This is a genomic window from Pelosinus propionicus DSM 13327, from assembly GCF_900114615.1.
Taxonomy (GTDB): domain Bacteria; phylum Bacillota; class Negativicutes; order DSM-13327; family DSM-13327; genus Pelosinus; species Pelosinus propionicus.
In genome coordinates this window covers 18,492-39,067 of sequence record NZ_FOTS01000041.1, presented here as the reverse complement: position 1 = coordinate 39,067, position 20,576 = coordinate 18,492, and the positions used below count along the sequence as shown (strand labels likewise).

23 protein-coding genes and 2 riboswitches are annotated in these 20,576 nt (G+C 38.8%); of the genes, 4 read left to right on the top strand and 19 right to left on the bottom strand.

Translation table 11 applies throughout. The features are described 5' to 3' along the window. Positions 1-152: 152 nt before the first annotated feature. The 3 genes from BMZ99_RS18840 to BMZ99_RS18830 all read right to left on the bottom strand — a co-directional run bounded on the left by BMZ99_RS18840 (position 153) and on the right by BMZ99_RS18830 (position 1,300). Positions 153-488: a hypothetical protein gene (locus BMZ99_RS18840; RefSeq protein ID WP_090941066.1), complete on the bottom strand. Its 336-nt coding sequence runs from the start codon at positions 486-488 to the stop codon at positions 153-155. Positions 489-518: 30 nt separating this feature from the next. Then, positions 519-821 (bottom strand): hypothetical protein, encoded by a 303-nt coding sequence (locus tag BMZ99_RS18835; RefSeq protein WP_090941063.1) that lies wholly within the window; start codon positions 819-821, stop codon positions 519-521. Positions 822-988: 167 nt separating this feature from the next. Next, on the bottom strand, positions 989-1,300 hold the full coding sequence (locus tag BMZ99_RS18830) for a hypothetical protein (RefSeq protein ID WP_090941060.1): 312 nt from the start codon (positions 1,298-1,300) through the stop codon (positions 989-991). A 406-nt stretch (positions 1,301-1,706) separates the two neighbouring features. Here BMZ99_RS18830 and BMZ99_RS18825 point away from each other — a divergent pair, with 406 nt between their 5' ends. Further along, positions 1,707-2,069, top strand: coding sequence for a hypothetical protein (locus BMZ99_RS18825; RefSeq protein WP_090941056.1), 363 nt, complete (start codon positions 1,707-1,709; stop codon positions 2,067-2,069). A 136-nt stretch (positions 2,070-2,205) separates the two neighbouring features. Here the strand turns inward: BMZ99_RS18825 and asnB are convergent, their stop codons facing one another. Then, the gene (gene asnB, locus BMZ99_RS18820) at positions 2,206-4,050 is read right to left on the bottom strand and encodes an asparagine synthase (glutamine-hydrolyzing) (protein WP_090941054.1); all 1,845 of its coding nucleotides are present in this window, start codon (positions 4,048-4,050) and stop codon (positions 2,206-2,208) included. A 185-nt stretch (positions 4,051-4,235) separates the two neighbouring features. Between asnB and BMZ99_RS18815 the strand changes: the two genes are divergently transcribed. Next, positions 4,236-4,574: a cupin domain-containing protein gene (locus BMZ99_RS18815; protein WP_090941051.1), complete on the top strand. Its 339-nt coding sequence runs from the start codon at positions 4,236-4,238 to the stop codon at positions 4,572-4,574. A gap of 241 nt (positions 4,575-4,815) precedes the next feature. Beyond that, positions 4,816-5,508, top strand: coding sequence for a heparan-alpha-glucosaminide N-acetyltransferase (locus BMZ99_RS18810; RefSeq protein ID WP_090941048.1), 693 nt, complete (start codon positions 4,816-4,818; stop codon positions 5,506-5,508). Positions 5,509-5,551: 43 nt separating this feature from the next. Here BMZ99_RS18810 and BMZ99_RS18805 read toward each other — a convergent pair whose 3' ends face one another. Then, positions 5,552-6,520, bottom strand: coding sequence for a metal ABC transporter substrate-binding protein (locus BMZ99_RS18805; RefSeq protein WP_090941045.1), 969 nt, complete (start codon positions 6,518-6,520; stop codon positions 5,552-5,554). A gap of 222 nt (positions 6,521-6,742) precedes the next feature. Between BMZ99_RS18805 and BMZ99_RS18800 the strand changes: the two genes are divergently transcribed. Continuing rightward, complete coding sequence (locus BMZ99_RS18800; protein ID WP_090941042.1) at positions 6,743-7,915, top strand: M20 metallopeptidase family protein; 1,173 nt, start codon at positions 6,743-6,745, stop codon at positions 7,913-7,915. 60 nt (positions 7,916-7,975) lie between these two features. On the opposite strand, the gene BMZ99_RS18795 is transcribed toward BMZ99_RS18800, so the two are convergent. From BMZ99_RS18795 to BMZ99_RS18730, 14 genes are all read right to left on the bottom strand, one after another. After that, complete coding sequence (locus tag BMZ99_RS18795; protein WP_139214799.1) at positions 7,976-8,302, bottom strand: hypothetical protein; 327 nt, start codon at positions 8,300-8,302, stop codon at positions 7,976-7,978. A 97-nt stretch (positions 8,303-8,399) separates the two neighbouring features. Next, positions 8,400-8,495, bottom strand: a riboswitch (guanidine-I (ykkC/yxkD leader). A gap of 68 nt (positions 8,496-8,563) precedes the next feature. Further along, entirely contained in the window at positions 8,564-9,304 is a 741-nt protein-coding gene (locus tag BMZ99_RS18790; protein ID WP_090941036.1) for an ABC transporter permease, read from the bottom strand. Then, positions 9,304-10,143, bottom strand: a complete 840-nt coding sequence (locus BMZ99_RS18785) for an ABC transporter ATP-binding protein (RefSeq protein WP_090941033.1) — start codon at positions 10,141-10,143, stop codon at positions 9,304-9,306. The genes BMZ99_RS18790 and BMZ99_RS18785 overlap by 1 nt, the downstream gene beginning before the upstream one ends. Before the next feature lie 31 nt (positions 10,144-10,174). Further along, entirely contained in the window at positions 10,175-10,963 is a 789-nt protein-coding gene (locus BMZ99_RS18780) for an ABC transporter ATP-binding protein (RefSeq protein ID WP_090941030.1), read from the bottom strand. Continuing rightward, the gene (locus BMZ99_RS18775) at positions 10,963-11,979 is read right to left on the bottom strand and encodes a FecCD family ABC transporter permease (protein WP_090941027.1); all 1,017 of its coding nucleotides are present in this window, start codon (positions 11,977-11,979) and stop codon (positions 10,963-10,965) included. Before BMZ99_RS18775 ends, BMZ99_RS18780 begins: the two co-directional genes overlap by 1 nt. Further along, positions 11,969-12,895 (bottom strand): ABC transporter substrate-binding protein, encoded by a 927-nt coding sequence (locus BMZ99_RS18770; protein WP_245755048.1) that lies wholly within the window; start codon positions 12,893-12,895, stop codon positions 11,969-11,971. The genes BMZ99_RS18775 and BMZ99_RS18770 overlap by 11 nt, the downstream gene beginning before the upstream one ends. Before the next feature lie 124 nt (positions 12,896-13,019). Next, on the bottom strand, positions 13,020-13,946 hold the full coding sequence (locus BMZ99_RS18765) for a sirohydrochlorin cobaltochelatase (RefSeq protein WP_090941025.1): 927 nt from the start codon (positions 13,944-13,946) through the stop codon (positions 13,020-13,022). A 51-nt stretch (positions 13,947-13,997) separates the two neighbouring features. Beyond that, entirely contained in the window at positions 13,998-14,705 is a 708-nt protein-coding gene (cobI, locus tag BMZ99_RS18760) for a precorrin-2 C(20)-methyltransferase (RefSeq protein WP_090941022.1), read from the bottom strand. A 334-nt stretch (positions 14,706-15,039) separates the two neighbouring features. Next, positions 15,040-15,222, bottom strand: a riboswitch (cobalamin riboswitch). A gap of 69 nt (positions 15,223-15,291) precedes the next feature. Then, entirely contained in the window at positions 15,292-15,744 is a 453-nt protein-coding gene (locus tag BMZ99_RS18755) for a response regulator (protein WP_090941019.1), read from the bottom strand. Positions 15,745-15,771: 27 nt separating this feature from the next. After that, on the bottom strand, positions 15,772-17,688 hold the full coding sequence (locus BMZ99_RS18750) for an ATP-binding protein (protein WP_090941016.1): 1,917 nt from the start codon (positions 17,686-17,688) through the stop codon (positions 15,772-15,774). Between the two features lie 199 nt (positions 17,689-17,887). Next, a complete protein-coding gene (locus BMZ99_RS18745; protein WP_090941014.1) occupies positions 17,888-18,655 on the bottom strand; it encodes an SDR family NAD(P)-dependent oxidoreductase in 768 nt (255 codons plus the stop codon). Between the two features lie 122 nt (positions 18,656-18,777). Continuing rightward, positions 18,778-19,512, bottom strand: a complete 735-nt coding sequence (locus tag BMZ99_RS18740) for an energy transducer TonB (protein ID WP_090941010.1) — start codon at positions 19,510-19,512, stop codon at positions 18,778-18,780. A 5-nt stretch (positions 19,513-19,517) separates the two neighbouring features. Further along, positions 19,518-19,928, bottom strand: a complete 411-nt coding sequence (locus BMZ99_RS18735; RefSeq protein WP_090941007.1) for an ExbD/TolR family protein — start codon at positions 19,926-19,928, stop codon at positions 19,518-19,520. Then, entirely contained in the window at positions 19,915-20,562 is a 648-nt protein-coding gene (locus tag BMZ99_RS18730) for a MotA/TolQ/ExbB proton channel family protein (RefSeq protein ID WP_090941004.1), read from the bottom strand. Before BMZ99_RS18730 ends, BMZ99_RS18735 begins: the two co-directional genes overlap by 14 nt. Between the last annotated feature and the right edge of the window lie 14 nt (positions 20,563-20,576).

The window sequence follows — 20,576 nt, the reverse complement described above, 5'->3', positions numbered from 1 at the left end:
TAAACTAGTTATGTATATTTGAATCTTATCATAAAAATAGATTCTCGTCAGCCATATCACCGCTTCCTTTATATGGTTTTTTTATAACCATACAAAAATTAATCATCTACTGGCAAGAACAAGGATGTCTGTAAAAAGTACCGAAACTAATACTATCTATACCTATGCTCTCTGATTTTGCGCAGCTCTCTTTCGTGTCGCTCGTTTTCGTGTTTCTGACGTTCACGCCATTGTTTTCTCGTCTCATGTGGACGACGTTTCATTTCTCTTTCGTGCCTTTCATTCTCAAGACGTTCTTGCCTTTGTTTTTCTCTTTCCCAGCGTTCACGATCATGTCTATCATGACCTTGATCATGTCTGTCATATCCAAACTGCATAGGAGTAGGGTTGCCTTGTAATGGTGAAGCCTCTATTATTGATGCACCAAAACCAACTTGCATGATACCAACCATAGTATATATGGCTACTTTTTTAACAATACCTTTCATGGGGTTTTCCTCCTCGCAATTTGTATCATTTTAATTATTGGTTAATATGTAGAGTAATGCAATTCCTCCAAGCGTTCTCATGACTTCTTCATGGTGGTCTTTTTCTCTTTTTTGACGTTCTTTCCATTGCCATTCTTCTTCATGATCTCGTCGTGCCATTTCTCTTTCATGACGATCCCGTTCTTCTTGAATCCTATGATCTCGATTATCCCAATGCTGCTTATGGTTTCTATTCTCATGTTTGGGTGATGCTTCGATTACTGATGCCCCTATACCAAGCTGCATAACCCCAATTAGCGAGAAAATGATTCCTTTTTTAACAAAACCTTTCATGAAAAACCCCTCCTTTATTTGATAGTATCATTATAATCTGGAAATGTGACAAAATTATGACTGCTCAGTCATAATTTACATTTATTTTAATGCAACAGTTTGAACAGTGATTTCTTTATATAAAAAAAAGGCACCCCTAAGGAGGATGCTTTATTATGTAAAAGAGTTTAGCTGAGTTTAATCTTCATTTCAGAATAGTCGTCAAACTGGTCGACAAGACCATCAAGAGCTTTTTCAACACTTTTAAGATTTACCGTTGAAGGATTCGTTGGATTGCCCAGATGAATGTCAAATCCAAATATTTGTTTATTATCAGAATGATACACTTTATTATTATTGATATTGATATTAGATATTACTTTATTTTGAAACAATCTATGAGCTATTTCTTTAAATAATTCCATATTAGTATTAGCAGGATCCTTCGTGACAAGTTCAATCGTAAATATTTTGTATGTTTCATCACATGCAGTACACATTTATTAACACATCCTCACATTCTTTCCTGTATACTTCGCTAAAATGCTACATGAATCCTTTAAGATTTCATATCCATTTTGCAATAATAAGAAACACATTATACTTTTGTTATCATAAATAAAAATCTACAAAGTTTGCAGAAAAAACTTAATAAACAAGCTCTTTATGCAATTTAAATCAATCACTCTTATGTATCATAAAGCATATTATATAGTAAGATATCTTTTTATAATCTTTAATCCCTGCATCAGAAAAAACAGGCTTTTACTCATACTAAGTGCGTTTTAGAGGGGCAAGATACCTATATACAAGTAGCATTTAAGAGCAACTATGATTCATGTTAAGTTAATCTCCCATTTGAACTAACTCATCTTTAAGATTCTCGCAAGTCAGGAGGCGATACTTATGGATTATAAGGAGTGGGGAACCCCTGAAATTGAGGATTGGGACGAAGACCTAGAATCTCGAGCAAAATCTTATCATTCAACTATTGGAGTAGGTTTTGCTATAGGCTGCACACCTCGCCATACTTGTGCTCCTAGACTGTGCTGGCCTAGGCAAAGTTGCTGGCCTAGACAAAATTGCTGGCCACAGCAAGGATGCTGGCCGCAACAAGGATGCTGGCCACAGCAAGGATGCTGGCCACAGCAAGGATGCTGGCCGCAGCAAGGATGCTGGCCGCAGCAAGGATGCTGGCCGCAACAAGGATGCTGGCCACGACGAGGATGCTGGCCGCGACAAGATTGCTGGCCGCGGCAAGACTGTTAACCGCATGTACAAATATTTGTACAAACGATTTCTTTATTATATAAATGTTACAAATTAACAAGAGCTAGGTAAATTCGTAACCACGAATCCCTGGCTCTTGTTTTACTATTTTGACAGCCTTAGAACACTAATTTAGCTATACCAGCTGCACCTTATACTCTCTGAGCCAAGTATCCACCTGAATCAAATAAGCAAATAACTGAACACTCGACATAAGCTGACCAAACCAGGGTATATTTGATATTTCAGCATTCTGTTGAGCCATTGCACGTACTTTATCCACATCCACGATTCTTCGTAATGGCGAAGATGTATCATCTAAAATTTGTAGAACCCACAAGCGAACAGCGTTCAAATAAGAAGGATTATGGGTTTTTGGATAAGGACTCTTGCGTCTCCATAAAACATCTTCAGGCAAAATTCCCACTAATGCCTGTCGTAAAAGACCTTTTTCTCGATCATGGAAGTTTTTCATATGCCATGGTACATTCCATACATATTCAACGAGTCTATGATCGCAATATGGCACTCGAACTTCCAAGCCTGAAGCCATACTCATGCGGTCTTTGCGATCAAGTAAAGTAGGCATCCATCGTGTTAGACTCAAGTAGAAGATTTCTCGCATACGGGCATCCTTTGCATCCTCACCAGGCAGACGCGGCACTTCGGCTAATGCTTCTTGATAACGTTGCTGTAAATAATCATGAGCCTTTGTTACTGATTTCATTTCAGACGATAACCACTGCATACGTACATCTAAATTAGGCGACCATGGGAAACAGGAGGCATTAATCATATCTTCCCGATAAAACCAAGGATAACCGCCAAATACCTCATCAGCACATTCACCAGATAAAGCAACCGTGGCTCCCTTTTTTATTTCACGGCAAAATAGATACAAAGAGGTATCGACATCGGCCATACCTGGTAAGTCCCTTGATATTGTAGCCTGAGGCAGACTGCCTGCTAATTCAGGCGTATCCAGAATAATATTGTGATGACGTGTGTCAAAAAATTCAGAAACACGCTGTACCCAGGGAGCATCAGCATTAGGCTGAAAGCTGTTTGCTTGAAAATACTGTGCATTATCAAGATAATCTACAGAGTAGGTATGAAGATCACCTAAACCTTGCTGGCGATATGTACTGCATGCCAGAGCAGTTAATGCACTCGAGTCCAGTCCGCCTGACAATAAGGTACAAACAGGAACATCAGCGACTAATTGGCGCTTTACAATATCTTGCATCAACTCTCGTACAGTTTCCACCGTGGTATCAAAATCATCTGGATGAGGCATACTTTCCAATGCCCAATATTGACAAAGATACATGCCCTTTTCGCTATACAACATACTGTGTCCTGGTCTAAGCTCTGCTATATTACGAAATACACCATGACCTGGCGTTCGTGCAGGCCCAATAATAAGTACTTCTGCCAAGCCTTCGCTATCTATTTCTGGTTTAATTTCTGGATGAGCTAACAATGCTTTTAATTCTGAACCAAAAATAAATTTGCTACCTTGTCTCGTATAAAATAAAGGTTTGACACCAATACGATCACGAGCAAGAAATAAAGTGCGATCTGTTTCATCCCAAATACCAAAAGCAAAGATACCATTGAATTTTTCTACACAAGAAGGACCCCATTCTATATATGCAGTTAACAACACTTCCGTATCACAATTGGTACGAAAGACATATCCTAGAGCTTCTAACGCTTGCCTTAATTCAGGAGTATTATACAGTTCTCCATTATACGTTATTACATAGCGTCGCTGCCCTCTATCCCGAATCATAGGCTGTGCTCCATTTTCTAGATCGACTACACTAAGACGCCGATGCCCTAATGCCGCGTGCTTTGTTAAATACATACCTGAAGCATCAGGCCCACGAGCTGCTAACGTTTCCATCATGTTGGCCATTATATGGCCCTCATTTTCAAGGTTTCTTTCCCAATCTATCCATCCTACAATTCCACACATACGTTATCCATCTCCTTTGAGAAAATAAAGCACCTTCGCTATATGCCAACCACAAGATAATATATGAATCAAAGTAGAAATGTGATACGCAAAAAATAATAATTGTGATAGGCATCACAGAAATTGGATACATTAACCTGTACAATGAAGTTAAGATATCAGAAATGAAGTGGAGGATTAGGAATATGGAAAAGAAATTTATCAAAAATATTGAGTTTAGCAAAGCCCTAGAAATGGCGAATTTAGTAGAATATCAAGATGGTCGTGTTGTCAGTCTTACTCTTGTACAAAATGATACTTTAACGTTAACATTATTTGCATTTGCAAAAGGTGAGGCAGTAAGTACCCATTCTGCACCCGGAGATGCTATGGTATATATCTTAGATGGGGAGGCCTCTATCACTGTAGGAGAAAGCAAATTCATTGCGACCAAAGGACAAACTCTTGTTATGCCTTCAAATATTCCTCATGGTTTAGACGCCACAGAAAATTTTAAAATGATGCTGATTTTAGTAAAAGGGTAAATAATTATACACAAATTGCTCTGCACAAAAAATAAAAATATGATTATTACGAGCCTAGTGAAGCACTAGGCTCGTAATTGATCTCTGTATCCTCTGTGTCTGACACCCAATATATATTTTCTTTTTATTGCCTTTTTATCATCAATTGATTACACTTGTAATATTAGACTTTTAGCAAATGAACCTGACTACATTTACATTGTTGTCGCTGCTAATCTCAGTTTATTATAAGGAGATTCTTATGTTACCTGATCCTATTATTAAATACCGTCTTGAAGAATTGGATTTTGCCCGCGGTTTGGCAATAGTATTAATGATACTCTTTCATCTTATCGTAGATCTAAAAGATTTGTATGCTTATAAACTAGAGTATCTGGTAGGATTTTGGTATTGGGAAGGAAAGCTATCGGCAATCTTATTTATCTTCCTTTGCGGTTTGAGCAGTACCCTCAGCCGCAACAGTGTACGCCATGGTATCCACATTTTTATTTGGGCGCTCCTACTAACGTCTATTACCTATTTTTACAATCCAGATTTTTATATTCGTTTTGGTATCTTGCATTTTCTTGGAATCAGTTTACTTTCGTCGCCTCTAATTCGTCCTTTGCAAATTAGATGGTTATTACTGTTAGCGGTTACGTCATTTATTATGGGGCTGGTTGTTACGGCAAGCTTCACAGTTTCTCCATACCTCTTCCCTCTGGGCTTGCAGACTCGTACTTTTACATCCCTGGATTATTATCCTCTATTTCCTTGGTATGGAATTTTTGTCATCGGAATTCTAATCGGCAAGTTGTTTTATAAATCCAAACAGCCTTATATTTCTGCCTCCCTTCCCAAAGTAATCACTTGGCTAGGACGACATTCTTTAGCTGTCTATTTGATCCATCAGCCAATACTATTGGCAACTTTATATCTGCTACATAAAAAATAAGAGATGAAGATTTGCTTATCATGCAATTCTTCATCTCTTTCATTTACTTGAGGGCTTTTTGCAAATTTACTAAATTCTCACCCATGATGGTTAAATAATTTTTTCCCTCTTTCATTTCCTGCTCTGTTAGGCTTTCAATCGGATTTAATACAAGCAATTCCGCTCCTGTTTCCTTCGCAAGAGTCTGCGCTAATTTAGGACTCGTTAAGGTTTCAAAAAATATATATTTAACTTTATGTTCACGGCAGAATTCAGTGATCTTTGCCATTCGATCCGGTGTAGGTTCTGCATCGGGAGAAAGTCCCATAATACCTAACTGTTCAAACCCATAACGATTTGCCAGATAACCAAAAGCTCTATGGCTCGTAACAATTTCTTTTCGAGTAATTCCAGTTAAGACTTTTTTATATTGCTCATCAAGCTCAGTTAACTTTTTATTGTATGTTTCTGCATTTTGTTTGTAGTAATCAGCATTTCTTTCATCAACGGCAGTCAATGCCTGCTGGATGGTTTTAATTTCTTGCTGAACTGCTATTGGATCCAGCCAAGCATGAGGATCAAACTGATGCTCTTCATGAGCATGCCCATGCGTATGACCATGCTCTTCCTCTTCATCCTCTTCTTCATGTTTTGCTTCCAGTTTTTTAACATCTTTACTTATCTCTACAGCAAGAGCATCACCTAATACATCTTTATGTAATAATTTTTCAACCGGCTCAAAATCAGCTCCATGATAAGCAAAAATCTTCGCACTTTTAATTTGAATAATATCTTTTGCTGTCGGTTCCCAGTCATGAGGTTCTGCTCCTGGAGGTATCAGCATAACCACATCTACCTTATCGCCGCCAACCTGTTTTACAAATTCATATACGGGATACATAGTAGTGACCACTTTTATTTTCTTAACTTCTGGCTCTGTCGTTTTTGCAGTATTACTACCACATCCCACTACTAAAAATAAAACCAAAAGACACATACTAGCAGTTATAGACTTTTTCCATTTTTTTATCATCTACGACTCTCCTTATTAATAATATTCTTATCTAATAAATAATACCATATAATAACATCCTTGTCTATCATTGTTAAGCAAGATTTATTTTCTCATGCATCTTAAGGTAAAATCTGCTTTTCAGCTTTTATTTTATGTTTTACAAGTATATAATGATAGATATTGTAATGTTATATCTCTTCATTGCAGATACTTGTATCTTACGAATAGGGGGCTTTCAATTTGCGAATCATTAAAGATATTGTTGAAAAACATTATGATTCTATTGTTTCTCTGCGACGGCATTTTCACACATATCCTGAGCTTAGTGCCCAGGAATTCAATACGCAACAAAGAATCATGGAGGAATTATCAGCTTTAGGACTTACTCCTCGTAAAATTGCAGGCACAGGAGTAATTGCCCAGCTGCACGGAGCTTTACCTGGCAAGACCATTGCAATTCGCGCTGACATTGATGCTCTAGAATTACAAGATGAGTGCGGCAAGTCCTATCAATCTCAAAATCCAGGTGTATGTCATGCTTGCGGTCATGATGGTCATACAGCCATGCTGATTGGAGCAGCCAAAACGTTAGTAGAGTTAAAAGATCATCTAGCCGGCACAATCATTTTTTTATTTCAGCCTAGTGAAGAATGTTTTCCCGGAGGGGCAGTCCTCATGGTGCAAGAAGGTGCTCTTACAGACGTTGATGCCATTATTGGAACTCATCTTTGGCAAAGTCTTTCTGCTGGAACCAGCGGCATTAGCTATAACCGCATGATGGCTTCTCCTGACTCATTTACCATTACGATTAAGGGGCGAGGCGGTCATGGATCTATGCCGCATCAAACAATTGACGCTATTCTTGTAGCCTCTCAGATAGTAACAGCATTACATACGATTGTCAGCCGTAATATTGATCCGCTAGAACAGGCGGTTCTCTCTATTGGTTCCTTTAAATCAGGTGATACTTTCAACATAATTCCTGATACAGCCGTTCTTATTGGCACCGTACGCTCTTTTTCATTGGAAATAAAGAAAATTGTTTTTGAAAGGATCGAGCAAATTGTCAGTGGTATCTGTCTATCAGCAGGTGCCACCTTCCAAATTGAAAAGCAACTGGGCTTCCCCCCTGTCATCAATAATCCCAAAATTGCAGAGGCATTTGCTAATGCCAGTGTCGAGACTCTGGGTGCCGAAAATACCTTAACAATTGATCCCGTAATGGGCGGTGAAGATTTCTCCGTTTATCTCGAGAAAATCCCTGGAGCCTTTATCTTTATTGGCACAGGTAACAAGGACAAGGGCATTATTTATCCTCAGCACCATCCTAAATTTGATATTGATGAGAAGGCATTGGCGTATGGAACAGAGACAATGGTACGTGCCGCTATGAAATTGTCTTCCTCACTATAAATAGAAAGAACGCAAAAAGAGCAGCAATACTCTTTGCGTTCTCTTTCTATTCCTACATATTTAGGAAACATCTGATTTCATTGCAAACTTTTTCTGCGCCCAAGCATCTAACTGCTTAATTTGTTTTTTCCCTAGGGTAAAGCCATACACCAGCAATATTATAATCACCAAAGTAAAAACATCGACTTCTTTCACCACAATAAAGTTTATGACTCCTAAAATAACTTGAGGAATCACACCTGTAAGGGCAAATACTACAGTACTAAATTTAAACCATCGATCCGATTGCATTCTATACCTTGCATAAAACATAAATATGGTTACAGACCAAGCAGCAACCTCTAAGATAAATAAAACAATCCATTTGTATTCCATAATCGTATTCAATATCATTCTTCTCCCCTCACTTAACTATTGATCTTTTTCATAGCTACTCTCAATGTTTAAAAACTCAACAAAAAAACCTGGGAAAACATCTAGTATGTTCTCCCAGGTTTTTATCCTTCCGTGTGCACAGTAAAACTGTGGGTTTTCTCTCGGTCCAGACTGGTTAAACCACGGAACCCTAGAAAACTCTATTTATCTATTAAAATTTAAGGACTCTTTCTATCCATAGTATAGCACATAAAGTCAATATAGTAAAAAAATCTACTCCCGTACTTTCTCCATCAACCATACCCCGATTCCACAAAAAGCAGTAACATACGCTGCCATTATGATCAGGGATAGCACAGGAATTCCTCCGCCGGAGACGATTGCCCGTAAAGCATGGCTAGCATGAGTCAGAGGCAAAATCTCAATTAGCCAGCGCAAGATTGCCGGCAAATGATCTGGAATAAAAAATGTAGCACATAAAAATGACATAGGCAATAATACATACGTATTAAAATTAGCCATATCTTCATGAGTATCCATAATCATAGCCGCTACCAACCCCATTGACGCAAAAACTAGACAGTTCAGTACTAATGCAACTGCAAACCAGACTGTAATTAAAGCATGGGCACCAAAAGCAAAGGCTAATAGAATAATAATCAGAGATGATAATAAGCCGCGCAGCGCACCTGATAAGACTTTCCCAAACACAAAGGAGATAGAGGAGATAGGAGCAATTAAGTATTCTTCTAAAGTCTTGTGATATACTCTGCTCATATTAAGAGGGCTGCCGACAGAATTAAAACTGATATTCATGGAATTCAATGCAATAATTCCCGGAACAATAAAATCTAAATAATTACCTTGATTAACCTGAATGCTGCGTCCTAATCCCCAGCCAAAAGCCACCAGATATAATATAGGCGAGACCATTCGAGACAAAATAAAACGGCCAATGCGTCTTTTTAGCACTAACCAATCACGCCAAAATACTGTCCAAATATCATACAACATTATCCTATCACCTTCCGCCCAGTCAATTCTACAAACGCATCCTCTAGGTTTGTCTGACGCAAAGTTGTCGTTGTGATTAATGTAGCTGCAAAAGTGGATGCCTCATTGCGATCAGCGAAGAATTTTGTTTTTGTGCCTTCTTCATCTGCCCACTCCACTGCATAGGAGCCAAGCCGCTGGCATAATGCCCCAGGAGTATCCAGAGCAATTAATTTCCCTTTCTCCATAATCGCAACCCTCTGGCATAAGTTTTCAGCCTCTTCAATATAATGTGTAGTCAGCAATACAGTAAGTCCCTCATTCTTCAAGTGGCGTATCAGATCCCAAAGACGGCGGCGTACTTGCGGATCCAGTCCTACTGTAGGCTCATCTAAAAAAAGTACTTTAGGCTGATGCAATAACGCTCTTGCAATCATTAAGCGCCGTTTCATACCGCCAGAGAATTTCTGCACCATCTCATGGGCTCGGTCTTCCAGTTCTACGAATTTTAATAATTCTTCAATCCGTTGATTACGCAGTTGGGGCATCATATGATGAAGTCTGCCATGAAGCTCAAGATTTTCCCAGGGTGTTAAATCATTGTCTAAATTGAAATGCTGAGGGACTACACCAATGACAGATTTAATGTGCTGTTCCTGATGGGAAGCCTCACAGCCATCAATAATAATCTTGCCTGTTGTCGGTCGTGTCAGCATGGTTAGTACGCGAATGGTAGTTGTTTTCCCTGCGCCATTTGGACCTAATAGACCAAAAATTTCTCCTTTGGCAATTTTTAAAGATAAATTATCTACAGCGGTGCGTTCATCAAATTTCTTACTAAAATTCTCAATGTGAATCATTTACTATCCCCTACTTCTCCTAATTAAATGATTAATTTTTAGGCGTTAGTCCTCGGATCATTACCATTGGTTTGCCCGATACATCAAAGGAAATTTCGCTTTCAACCCTAAATACTTCTCGCAGAGTATGTTCCGTAATGACTTCCGCAGGCTCACCTGCTGCAAAAATTTGCCCTTGCTGCAAGACGGCAACGTAGTCTGAATATTTAGCAGCATGATTAATGTCATGCAGTACCATCACAACAGTAAGTTTATGTTCATGATTAAAAGCAGCTAGCAATTCCATGATTTCTAGCTGGTGGCAAATATCAAGATAAGTAGTAGGTTCATCTAATAATAAGATTTCTGGCTTTTGTGCTAAAGCCATGGCAATCCAAACCCTCTGACGTTCACCACCAGAAAGAGTACTCACCACTCGATCAGCCATTTGTATAAGTCCAGTCTGCATCAAAGCCCAACTAACACAAGCCTCATCTTGCTCTGATTTTCCTCTCCACCAGCTTTGATGAGGAAATCGCCCAAATTCGACTAAATCCCTTACTGTTAAATCACTGGGAGCCTGAGGAGATTGAGGCAAGACAGCCATTTGCTGTGCTAACATTTTACCGCTAAGCTGAGATAAATTCTGACCATCTAAATAGACAATCCCTTTATTCGGTTTTATATTCCGTGATAAGACATTCAATAAGGTACTTTTACCTGACCCATTAGGACCTAAAATTGAAATAATTTTTCCTTCCTCAATTGCTAGGGAAAGGTCTTTCAAGACCATTTTATCATCAAAATTCACGGATAAGGCTTCTGCCTTCATATTGGACATTATGCATCCCTCCTTAGCAAGTAGAGAAAGAATGGCGCACCGACAAAGGCCATAATAATCCCTACCGGAATTTCAATTGGAGCAAATGCCACTCTAGCCAAAGTATCACTTAGCGTTACAACTGCGACTCCCAATAAGGCAGAGGCAGGAAGAAGGTAGCGATAATCCGACCCAACCAATAAGCGGGCTGCATGAGGTACAATCAAGCCTACAAAACCCAGCAGGCCAACAACACTGACCGCACTTGCCGCCATTAATGCTGCTACAGCTGTCAGAGCAATACGAGAAACTTCAACATTTAACCCCAACCCTCGGGCAATTTCATCTCCAAGGTTTAGGATATTAAGCCGCCTAGCACCCAATATAGCTAAAATTCCACCTATTATCGTATAAGGCAAAATAATATCAAGATGCGGCCAACTGCGGGCTGACAATCCTCCCACCATCCACATCAATGCTCCATGGACCCGATCACTGTAAAATACTAATAATGCAGAAATAGCTGAATTCAAAAAAGCTGATACGGCTACCCCTGCTAAAATAATACGTACTGGCCGAATGCCGCCCTTCCAAGCCAAAATATAGATGAAAATAGCTGCTAACATAGCACCAAAAAAGGCAACAGGAGTTACCAAATATTCTTTATGAGGGAACAGCACCATAATGCTTACGCCAGCTAAACCAGCTCCTGACGAAACCCCAATAATATGAGGGTCAGCCAGGGGATTTTTCATAACCCCCTGTAAAATGGCTCCAGCTAAGGACAAATTAATCCCTACCAGTGCGCCTACTAAGGTTCTTGGCAGCCGTATATTCCATATCACTTGTCGATTTGCTCCCGAAGTATCAGAAAAAATAGCCGTTATAATTTCATTTAGACTAATAGATAATGCTCCTACGCTCAAACTAAGAGCAATTCCCCCTAAAGCAAGCAATAGGAATATTATCAAAATAAATGCTCTCCATTCGCTTCGATCGCGCACGCCCCTACGGGAAAAAATCTTCTTATTTAACATTTCCATAAACCTCAGGATACATTACTTTTGCCATATATGCTACTGATTCATGAAAACGAATACCGGGATTGAGTTGGAATAATTCTGCTGGCAGAAAATAAACTTGTCCTGTTTTTACTGCACGTAAACCACCCCAAGCCGGATTGCTTTCAAGGTCAGCTTTCATTCGTTTTTCAATTTCAGCCATGTTACCCATGGTAACAACCAAAATAGCGTCTGCATCTCCTTCTACCAGCTTCTCTAAGCTATAAGGAGTTGCTTCATTGTCACCATCGATTGGCGTACTGCCTGCAGCAATATTTTTGAGTTTTAAGATAGAAGCCACATTTCCTGCAATACTATTCTCAAGCTCGACAGTAACATTTTTGGCGGTGGCATGCAATATAATTACTTTTTTACTTTGATTCGGTAACTTAGCTGTTACCTCGTTGATGTTAGCTTGCATGTCAGCAAGCAGTTTCTCAGCCTGTCCTTGCGTGCCTGCAATATCGCCAAATAACTTTACTTTCTCTAAAATATCATCATAGGTCTTCATCTTTAATATGAGCATAGGAACCTTACTGCTTTCAAATGTCGGAATTAATTTATCATGAATTCCTTGAAAACCAATTATTAAGTCTGGCTGAAGGGTTAATACCTGCTCCACATTAACATTGTAAATAAATCCTACTTCTGGAATATCCTGCTGAGCAGGAAAAGTCTGAGGTGTTTTAGAGCTAGGCCTTCCAACAGCTTTGCCACCTACTCCATATAATACATCTAAGAACGAGGTAGATAACACAACAATGCGTTGCGGTTTTTGTCCCAACACTACATTACGCCCTGCATCATCCGTTATTTGCAGATAATGATCTGGAGATTTTGCTGCGGATTTTTCCTGGACTGAAGAAGCACATCCCGCCAAGATTACACTCATTATACTTAGCATGCAGAGTAAATATGTTAATTTCCCTTTCACAACTTGCTCTCCTTCCATATATACAACAAATGGGAAAGGCCGGATATACAATCCGGCATCCCTCTTACTACTCGCTTAATTTTTATTTCAAACCATTAATGGCATCACGTACATGCTGTACATAAATATCTTGGATTCCAGTATTTTCACCTAAACCATGAATATACGTGTCCACTTGATATCCATCTGCAAGGAATGTATTCTTCCAAGAATCTTTTTCATCCCCAGCCATATCGTTATTCGCATGATCACCAGCAACTAACATGAGCGGCATCAAGGTAATTTTTTTAATGTTTTTTTCTTTCAGTAATTTTTCAACATCTTGAAGATTAGGATGATCCGTTTCTTCTACAACGCCAACAATCACATGCAATCCAGCTGCATCAAATTGATCCTGTAAGGCTTGGTACGCTGGGTTATGCTGATGTGGTGAACCATGTCCCATAAACACAACCGTTTTACCTTGCAATTGCAATGCAGGAAGTTGTTTTTTAAGGGCATTTACAGCAATGGCAAAGTCATTAGGTTTACCGTTTTCACCATGAAAGAATAATACTGGGCGGCCTATAGAAAGAGTTTCAAAAGAACCATTAAACTTTTCTACAGTTGCCACAACTTTTTTATCATATTCTTCGCCTGGTGTTAGATGAGTTGTTTGTACAATAACTTCTTTATATCCATCTTTTTTTAAGTTGTTTAATACTGTTTCCAAATCATTCACATGAATATTGCTATTTTCCGCCAAGCGTTTCATAACAATTTTGGAAGTAAAAGCCCTATATACATCATATTCAGGAAAAGCCTGAGCAATACGGTTTTCTACACCCTCAATATTTAATTTACGAGCTTCTGCAAAAGTAGTACCAAAACTAACAACAACAATGGCTTTTTGACTTTTTGGGGCTGCTAGCGCACTTGCATTCGATAAGCCAAATACACTAGCACCCAGCAATAAGGAAACACTTAATGCAAAACTCATTGCCACTTTATATAAAAAATTCAAATTCACTTTGTACAACTCCCCACTCAGTTTTTTCAATCTGCATCAATCAGATTACAGTTAACCAAGCTTACGTTTTTTAGCCAAGATTGTAGACAAATAATTTACATTCGTTGGGTCTACTTCATCTAAATTATAGCTAATTTGCTCATCAGGCAAACCACAGCGACTAATCATAACAGAGTTTTCACCAAAGCCATGCTCTTTTAATTTCGCTACAACCTGTCCAAAATTTTTGTAAACTTTCATTAATACAACATTGTCGACGACTCCCAATATAGCATCTAATTCTTCTTCTGACATCGTCGCAGGAATAATGCTAAGTATATCATTTCCCTCTGCTAGAGGCTGACCTAATTGACTGCCAATCGCACAAAAAGCTGGAACTCCTGGTATAGTTTCAATCGCATAACCAGAGTTTTTTAATAAACGATATACATACATATAAGTGCTATAGAACATAGGATCGCCTAATGTTAAAAACACGACTTTTTTCCCAGCCTGTAATTCTGCCAGAATACTATTTTTATTGTTTTCCCATGCATTAGCTAGCGTATCTGCATCATTTACCATCGGGAAAACCAACCTTAATATCTCAACATCTGTTTTCAAGTAAGGATGAGCAATTGATAGCGCTGTACTACCTTCCTTTTTTTCTGTTTTAGGAGCAATTACCACATCCGCGTTTCTTATCACCTCCACTGCTTTTAATGTGAGCAGCTCTGGATCTCCCGGCCCTACACCAACACCGTAAAAAATTCCTGCCATAATGGCCTCCTTAACTATAATTTGTGGTACAACATATACAAGTACAATAACGATAACTGAGTAAAACGAAAATTTGCACTCTTAATTTTACCATTATCCAGTATTCTTGACCAGTACTCTTAAAAATCAGAAAATTATCGAAGAAAGAGTTACTCCAAATATAATTCTACTGGATAAACATCGTTACTAGCGCAAAAAATCTTCCGTCACTCATAACGGAAGATTCTAATAAATACAATTATAGTCGCCTGCCATCATATAAACACGTCATTATCGTGTGTAATGTACAACAGTATAACTGTACGAATCTCCTCCCCATCTCTCGCAGGTTTTAACGGTGATTGCTGTATAGGCAGTTCTCCTGACTTTGAATCATCGCTCTCCCAAGCCTTCCCAAGATTTATATCTCAGTGGCATAATTATGGGTTTACTCCTCATTACAGTGGCGGGACCGCGCCGGAATTTAACCGGACTTCCCTATTAAGCCCTAAAGGGCACCTATACCATCCATATTAAATTTTGCTGTCCACTCTTACTTAGAGTATAATAAATACATTTTATTGTCAAGAACATACTTACTAATATTCTACACCGTTTTTCCCACGATTATGTCACAAGACTGTTGATGTCTTCCTTCACCGCATTCAAATACGGGCTTAGTAAATGCATTGGTTTTGCTCTTATCATGAACTTGATTTATAACGGCAATCAAATTCTCAGCAGTAATCGGCTTTAAGATATAACTTTTAGCACCGCACTCTAACGCTTCCATCACTTTATATTGCTGACCTAATGCGCTAACCATAATCACTTTAGCATCTTTGTCATAAGCCATGATATGTCTTAAGGCTTCAATACCGTCAATTCCAGGCATTGTAATGTCCATAGTAACAATATCTGGCATATATTCTTTATACATCTGTATTGCCTGTTCACCATTTATAGCTTCAGCTTCGGCAATATACCCAGCATTCTCAATCATTTTTCTGATTGTCTTCCTCATCATTAAAGCATCATCAACAATTAACACTCTTGCCATTTTATCCTCCCCTTTTATCTACTCATTTTATATACTATGCAGCAATGGTACTATTAAACGAAACTCGGTTCCCACTCCCATTTCACTATGGACTTCAATTTTTCCGCCAAGCTTTTCTACTTCACTACGCACTGCATAAAGCCCCACACCCCGTCCAGATATGTCATCAGCGCAGGAAGCACTCGAAAATCCATCAGCAAAGATTAGCTGCATCGCTTCGTCATCGGACAAGGACAAAGCTGCTCTTCGATCTAATATTTTTCTTTCTACAGCAACTTTTTTTAAACGCTCGGTGTCAATACCACAACCATCATCTTTGATCATCACAAGAATATCATTTTCTGCAAGTTGTACCTTGCAAGAAATTCTGCCGCTTTCTTCTTTTCCAGCATCCAAACGCTCTTCCATCGTTTCCAGCCCATGGGCCACCGCATTACGGAACAGATGGACAAAAGTTTGCGCAGCATCATGATAGGTTTCAGGATTAACAAAAACCTGCTCACCTGTAATAACAAAAGGATGTACCCCTTTTTCATATCGCTTTGCTAAGCTTACCGTATATTCTGGGTATGCTCGCAGCAGATCTTGGAATGGCCGATAGGTTAACATCTCCAATCCTAAGGCAATTTCCTGCTTTTGAGATGATCCTGGCCAGTGTCTGATTTTTTCTTTCAGTTGATGCAGTTTTGCTTTTTCAATGTTGACCATAGTATGCTGCCTTAAAAAACCGTCTCCCAAAATACGTTTTAAGATATTGGTATCATCCGTAAGCCAGCTCACCATTCGTTCGGAAGAATAGGCGCTAATCAATTCAATAAAGGCTGCTGCAGGAATGACTTCTTCTTCACGCAGCGCAGCCAGTTCCCCTTCTACATTATGCAATTCTTTTACAATATTCTGCATATTGAGTTGAGCAAAAGTGCCTTTCCATGTATGTATGATACGAAATATCGTACTCAACTTTTCTGAAATTAGACAATCTGCTTGTACGATACCAGGCAATTCATCCTCACAAAAAGCAGTATACCCCGCTACAGCATCGGAAAAATCCTCATATTGTGTTACTACTTTTACCACCATTGATAATATATCTTTTTCTTCTTGAATCTGCTCTTCCATCTTTCGTACTTCCGTAACGTCCGTTAGAATCAGCATAATTTCCTTATGGCTCTCTTTATGTATAAACTTATAATCAATTTTAATATAAGTGCAATCGATTGCTATTTCACTAGGTAATAACGTAAAATATGTTTCTCTTAAAAAATTATCTTCTACTGTAAATATTTTTTCCAATACGTTTGTAACAAATTCTTCTTGTTTTTCATCTAACGGATATAATAGCTTGGCAATACTCTCTTCGGCAATTTCCTTCTGAAATATCGTAATACATTCTGCACTATATTCAGGTGCTACTTTTAACTCTTGACCAAAAGATACAAATCCTTGTCCTGCATGGTCAAGTAAATTTCGCACTTTATGCAGCACTTCTGTTAATTGCTTTGTACGATTTTCCAGTTTTTTTTGTACGATTAGCTGCTTCGTATATGCCTGCTCCAATTCTTCTTTTTGAGATTGTAAACTTTCCTCATTTAATTTTATATGATGAGCCATCCAATTCATGGTACGCATTAACTCTACCATTTCATTTTCATCATCGATATCACTAGACTCATTTGGCACTGGTAAAAATACATGATAAGACCCATCTTTTACAGCAAGGCAAAACTCTTTAATTTTCTCTAACTGCTTGCCTAAAAACCAGTATTTTACTGCACCAGAACTAAATAAACCTAACAAGATAGAGGACATTAAAGCAAGAGCCACCGCATGCTCAAAAGCATTATTTCCTGCTAGTCCTGCATTTTTCCCCAGCCAATACACAATCATTAAAGGCATAATACTGAAACCCAGACAAATGATCCGGAGACGTTTTTTTATTGTCATCCATCTACCCCCTGTTTATTGATATATAGATTATTTACTATTTTTATAATGATAATGATTATCATTATCTAAGTATGTCAAAAAAATCACTTCCTGTCAATTCTTTCATCTCACAAAAGCACTTTATATCCTAAAAAAATAAAGCAAACCAACCAGAGTTATTTTGGTTGGTTTGCTTTATTTTTTCATTGTCATTAATTTAACACGCAGTTAAGCCTCCATCCACTGTCCAAACTGCGCCATTAACAAAGGACGCCTGATCAGATGCCAGAAAGCAAATTACATGAGCCACCTCGTGTACTTTAGCAATTCTTCCTATTGGATACATCGATGCCATGTCTCGTAAATATTCCTCTGGATTGTTTGCCTCTGCTAATTGTTGCTTAAGCATAGGTGTATCCACATCACCAGGGCATACGCAATTAGCACGAACACTATAGTGAATGCTTTCTAAGGACAATGCCTTTGTAAAAGTCGTTACCGCTCCCTTTGAGGCGCAATAGGCAGTACATAAACAATTACCATTGATCCCTGCATCAGAAGACACATTAATAATAGCTCCACCACCCCTCTGACGCAAATAAGGCAAAGCAGATTTACAAATAAAATAGGTACCTTTTATATTGATATTCATGATATGATCAAACTCATCTTCCGTAACTTCACCAATGATTTTTTCCATATATGTACCAGCAGCATTGATAACAATATCCAGACCACCAAACTGGACCGCCGTTTTTTCTACGACTTCCTGGCATTGACTCACAGAACTGACATCACCTTGTATAAAACATACACGATCAGCATAGGATGATAATTCTAATAAAGCCATCTGCCCTTTTTCCTCTTGACGCCCAATTAAGGCTGTCTTAGCCCCTTGGGCCAGCAATTGACGAGCAGCTTCCAAACCAATACCAGAAGTCCCGCCAGTAATCATCACTACTTTTCCTACAAATTGGTAATTCATGATTCAACTCCTACTACATTATCCAAACTAGCTTCTTACTTATACTATATCACAAATCGAATAATTGAAAATGCACTCTCTCTAAAACTGCAATAAGTGCCCTGCTTTTCTACGATTTTTACCTACTTAAAACGAAAAGTAACTGGCATGTTGGTATAACACATAATACTGGCACCGCTCTCTGGATCCTTAGCTGGTATAAATCTCCATTTTCGAACGGCTGCTACCACTGCAGCATCCAATATATCATGTCCTGATGTCTCACTAATGGATACATCGCCAGGTAATCCATTCGCTAAAATTTGAATTTTTACCTTTACGGTGCCTGTTAAGCCAGCTGCCTTCGCTCCTTCAGGATAATCAGGATCTACTTTAGATAATATCTGAGGACGAATAACCTTACCTTTTCGTCCGCCATTTCCGCCACCATTAGAACCAGCATTAGTGCCGCTGCTGCCGCTCCCATTATTCCCAACTGCATCACTGCCAGTAGAAGAAATTCCAGTAGACTCATTACCACTTGCAAACTGAGATGAAGTCACTGCTTCAACTGCTTCCATCTCCATCTCATTGTCCACGGCCACTACTTGAGCGGCAACAGTTGAAACGGCTGTCTTCTCCCTGATTTGCATAGTCTGGACAGGTGCAGCACTAGGTGCACTTTGGGAATTGGGTAATGGATCATCTAATCCTGAATCCTCTATAGACGCATCGGTAAGTAATTCTAATTCAATGTAAGGCTCTTCTTCTATGGATGTAATAGCCTTATCAGCCAACCAACAGATTACACCCAAAAATAGTATATGAAAAATTATAGAAATGCCGATGGCCTTACGCCAACGCGGTCGGTATGTCATACGCTCTATCTTCCTTTCCGATCAGTAGCCACAGCTACCCTATGTGCTCCTGACATTTTGAGCTCATCTAATACTGCCACTACCTGACCATACTCTGCTTGTTTATCTGCTCGTACAACAAATATATTTTCTGGTTGTTTCGCCAGTTGGATACTAATTCGTTTTTGAAGCAAGGGAAAAGGAATTTCTTCTTGATCAAACATGATATTACCATTTTGTAGAATCGTAATATTAATGTTTTTAGAAAGCTCCTTCTGTGCAGCTGCAGCCTGCGGTAAATTGATAGGAATAGTATGCTGCTCAACCATATATAAGGTACTCATCATAAAAAATATTAATAAAAAAAAGATAATATCAATCATGGGAATAATCATTAATTCCGGCTGTTTCTCAATGCGTAAGCTACGCAATTTCATGATTTTCCCTCCGAGCCCTTTTATTGCCTGCCAGTCGAGTCATGATGAGAGTATAGACTTGTTCCATATCCGTAACCAATTGATCTAAGCGATGAGTAAAATAGGTGTGCGCAGCCAACGCCATAATCGCAACCATTAAACCAGTAGCGGTTGCCACTAAAGCTTCGCCAATTCCGCCAGTGATAGCCATGGGCTGACCATTTTTCACATTGAAAACACTAAAGGAATTAATCATACCAATTACAGTTCCTAATAATCCTAGCAAAGGGGATAAGGTCACAATGAAACTTAAATAATTCAAATATTCTCTTAATCTGGCTGCTGATAAAGCGGCTGCTCCTTCCATAACCACCTCTATGTTGCTCTCCTTTTGGTACGCTTCTAACCCTTCTGCTGCTAAACGTCCGATTACGGCGGGCGTATCTTCACATAATTGCTGGGCCTCACCAATTTTCTTTCTTTCTAATAAAGGCTGCAGCTTATTAATAAACAGCTGGGTATCTGTAGACATCTGCCGGAAATAAATATACCTCTCCACTGCAATTGTCACTACAGCCAAAGAACACCCTGCAATCACATACATGACTGGGCCACCTTGATGGAATAAATTAATGCATTGTGATACAAATTCCATTTATTATCAATCCT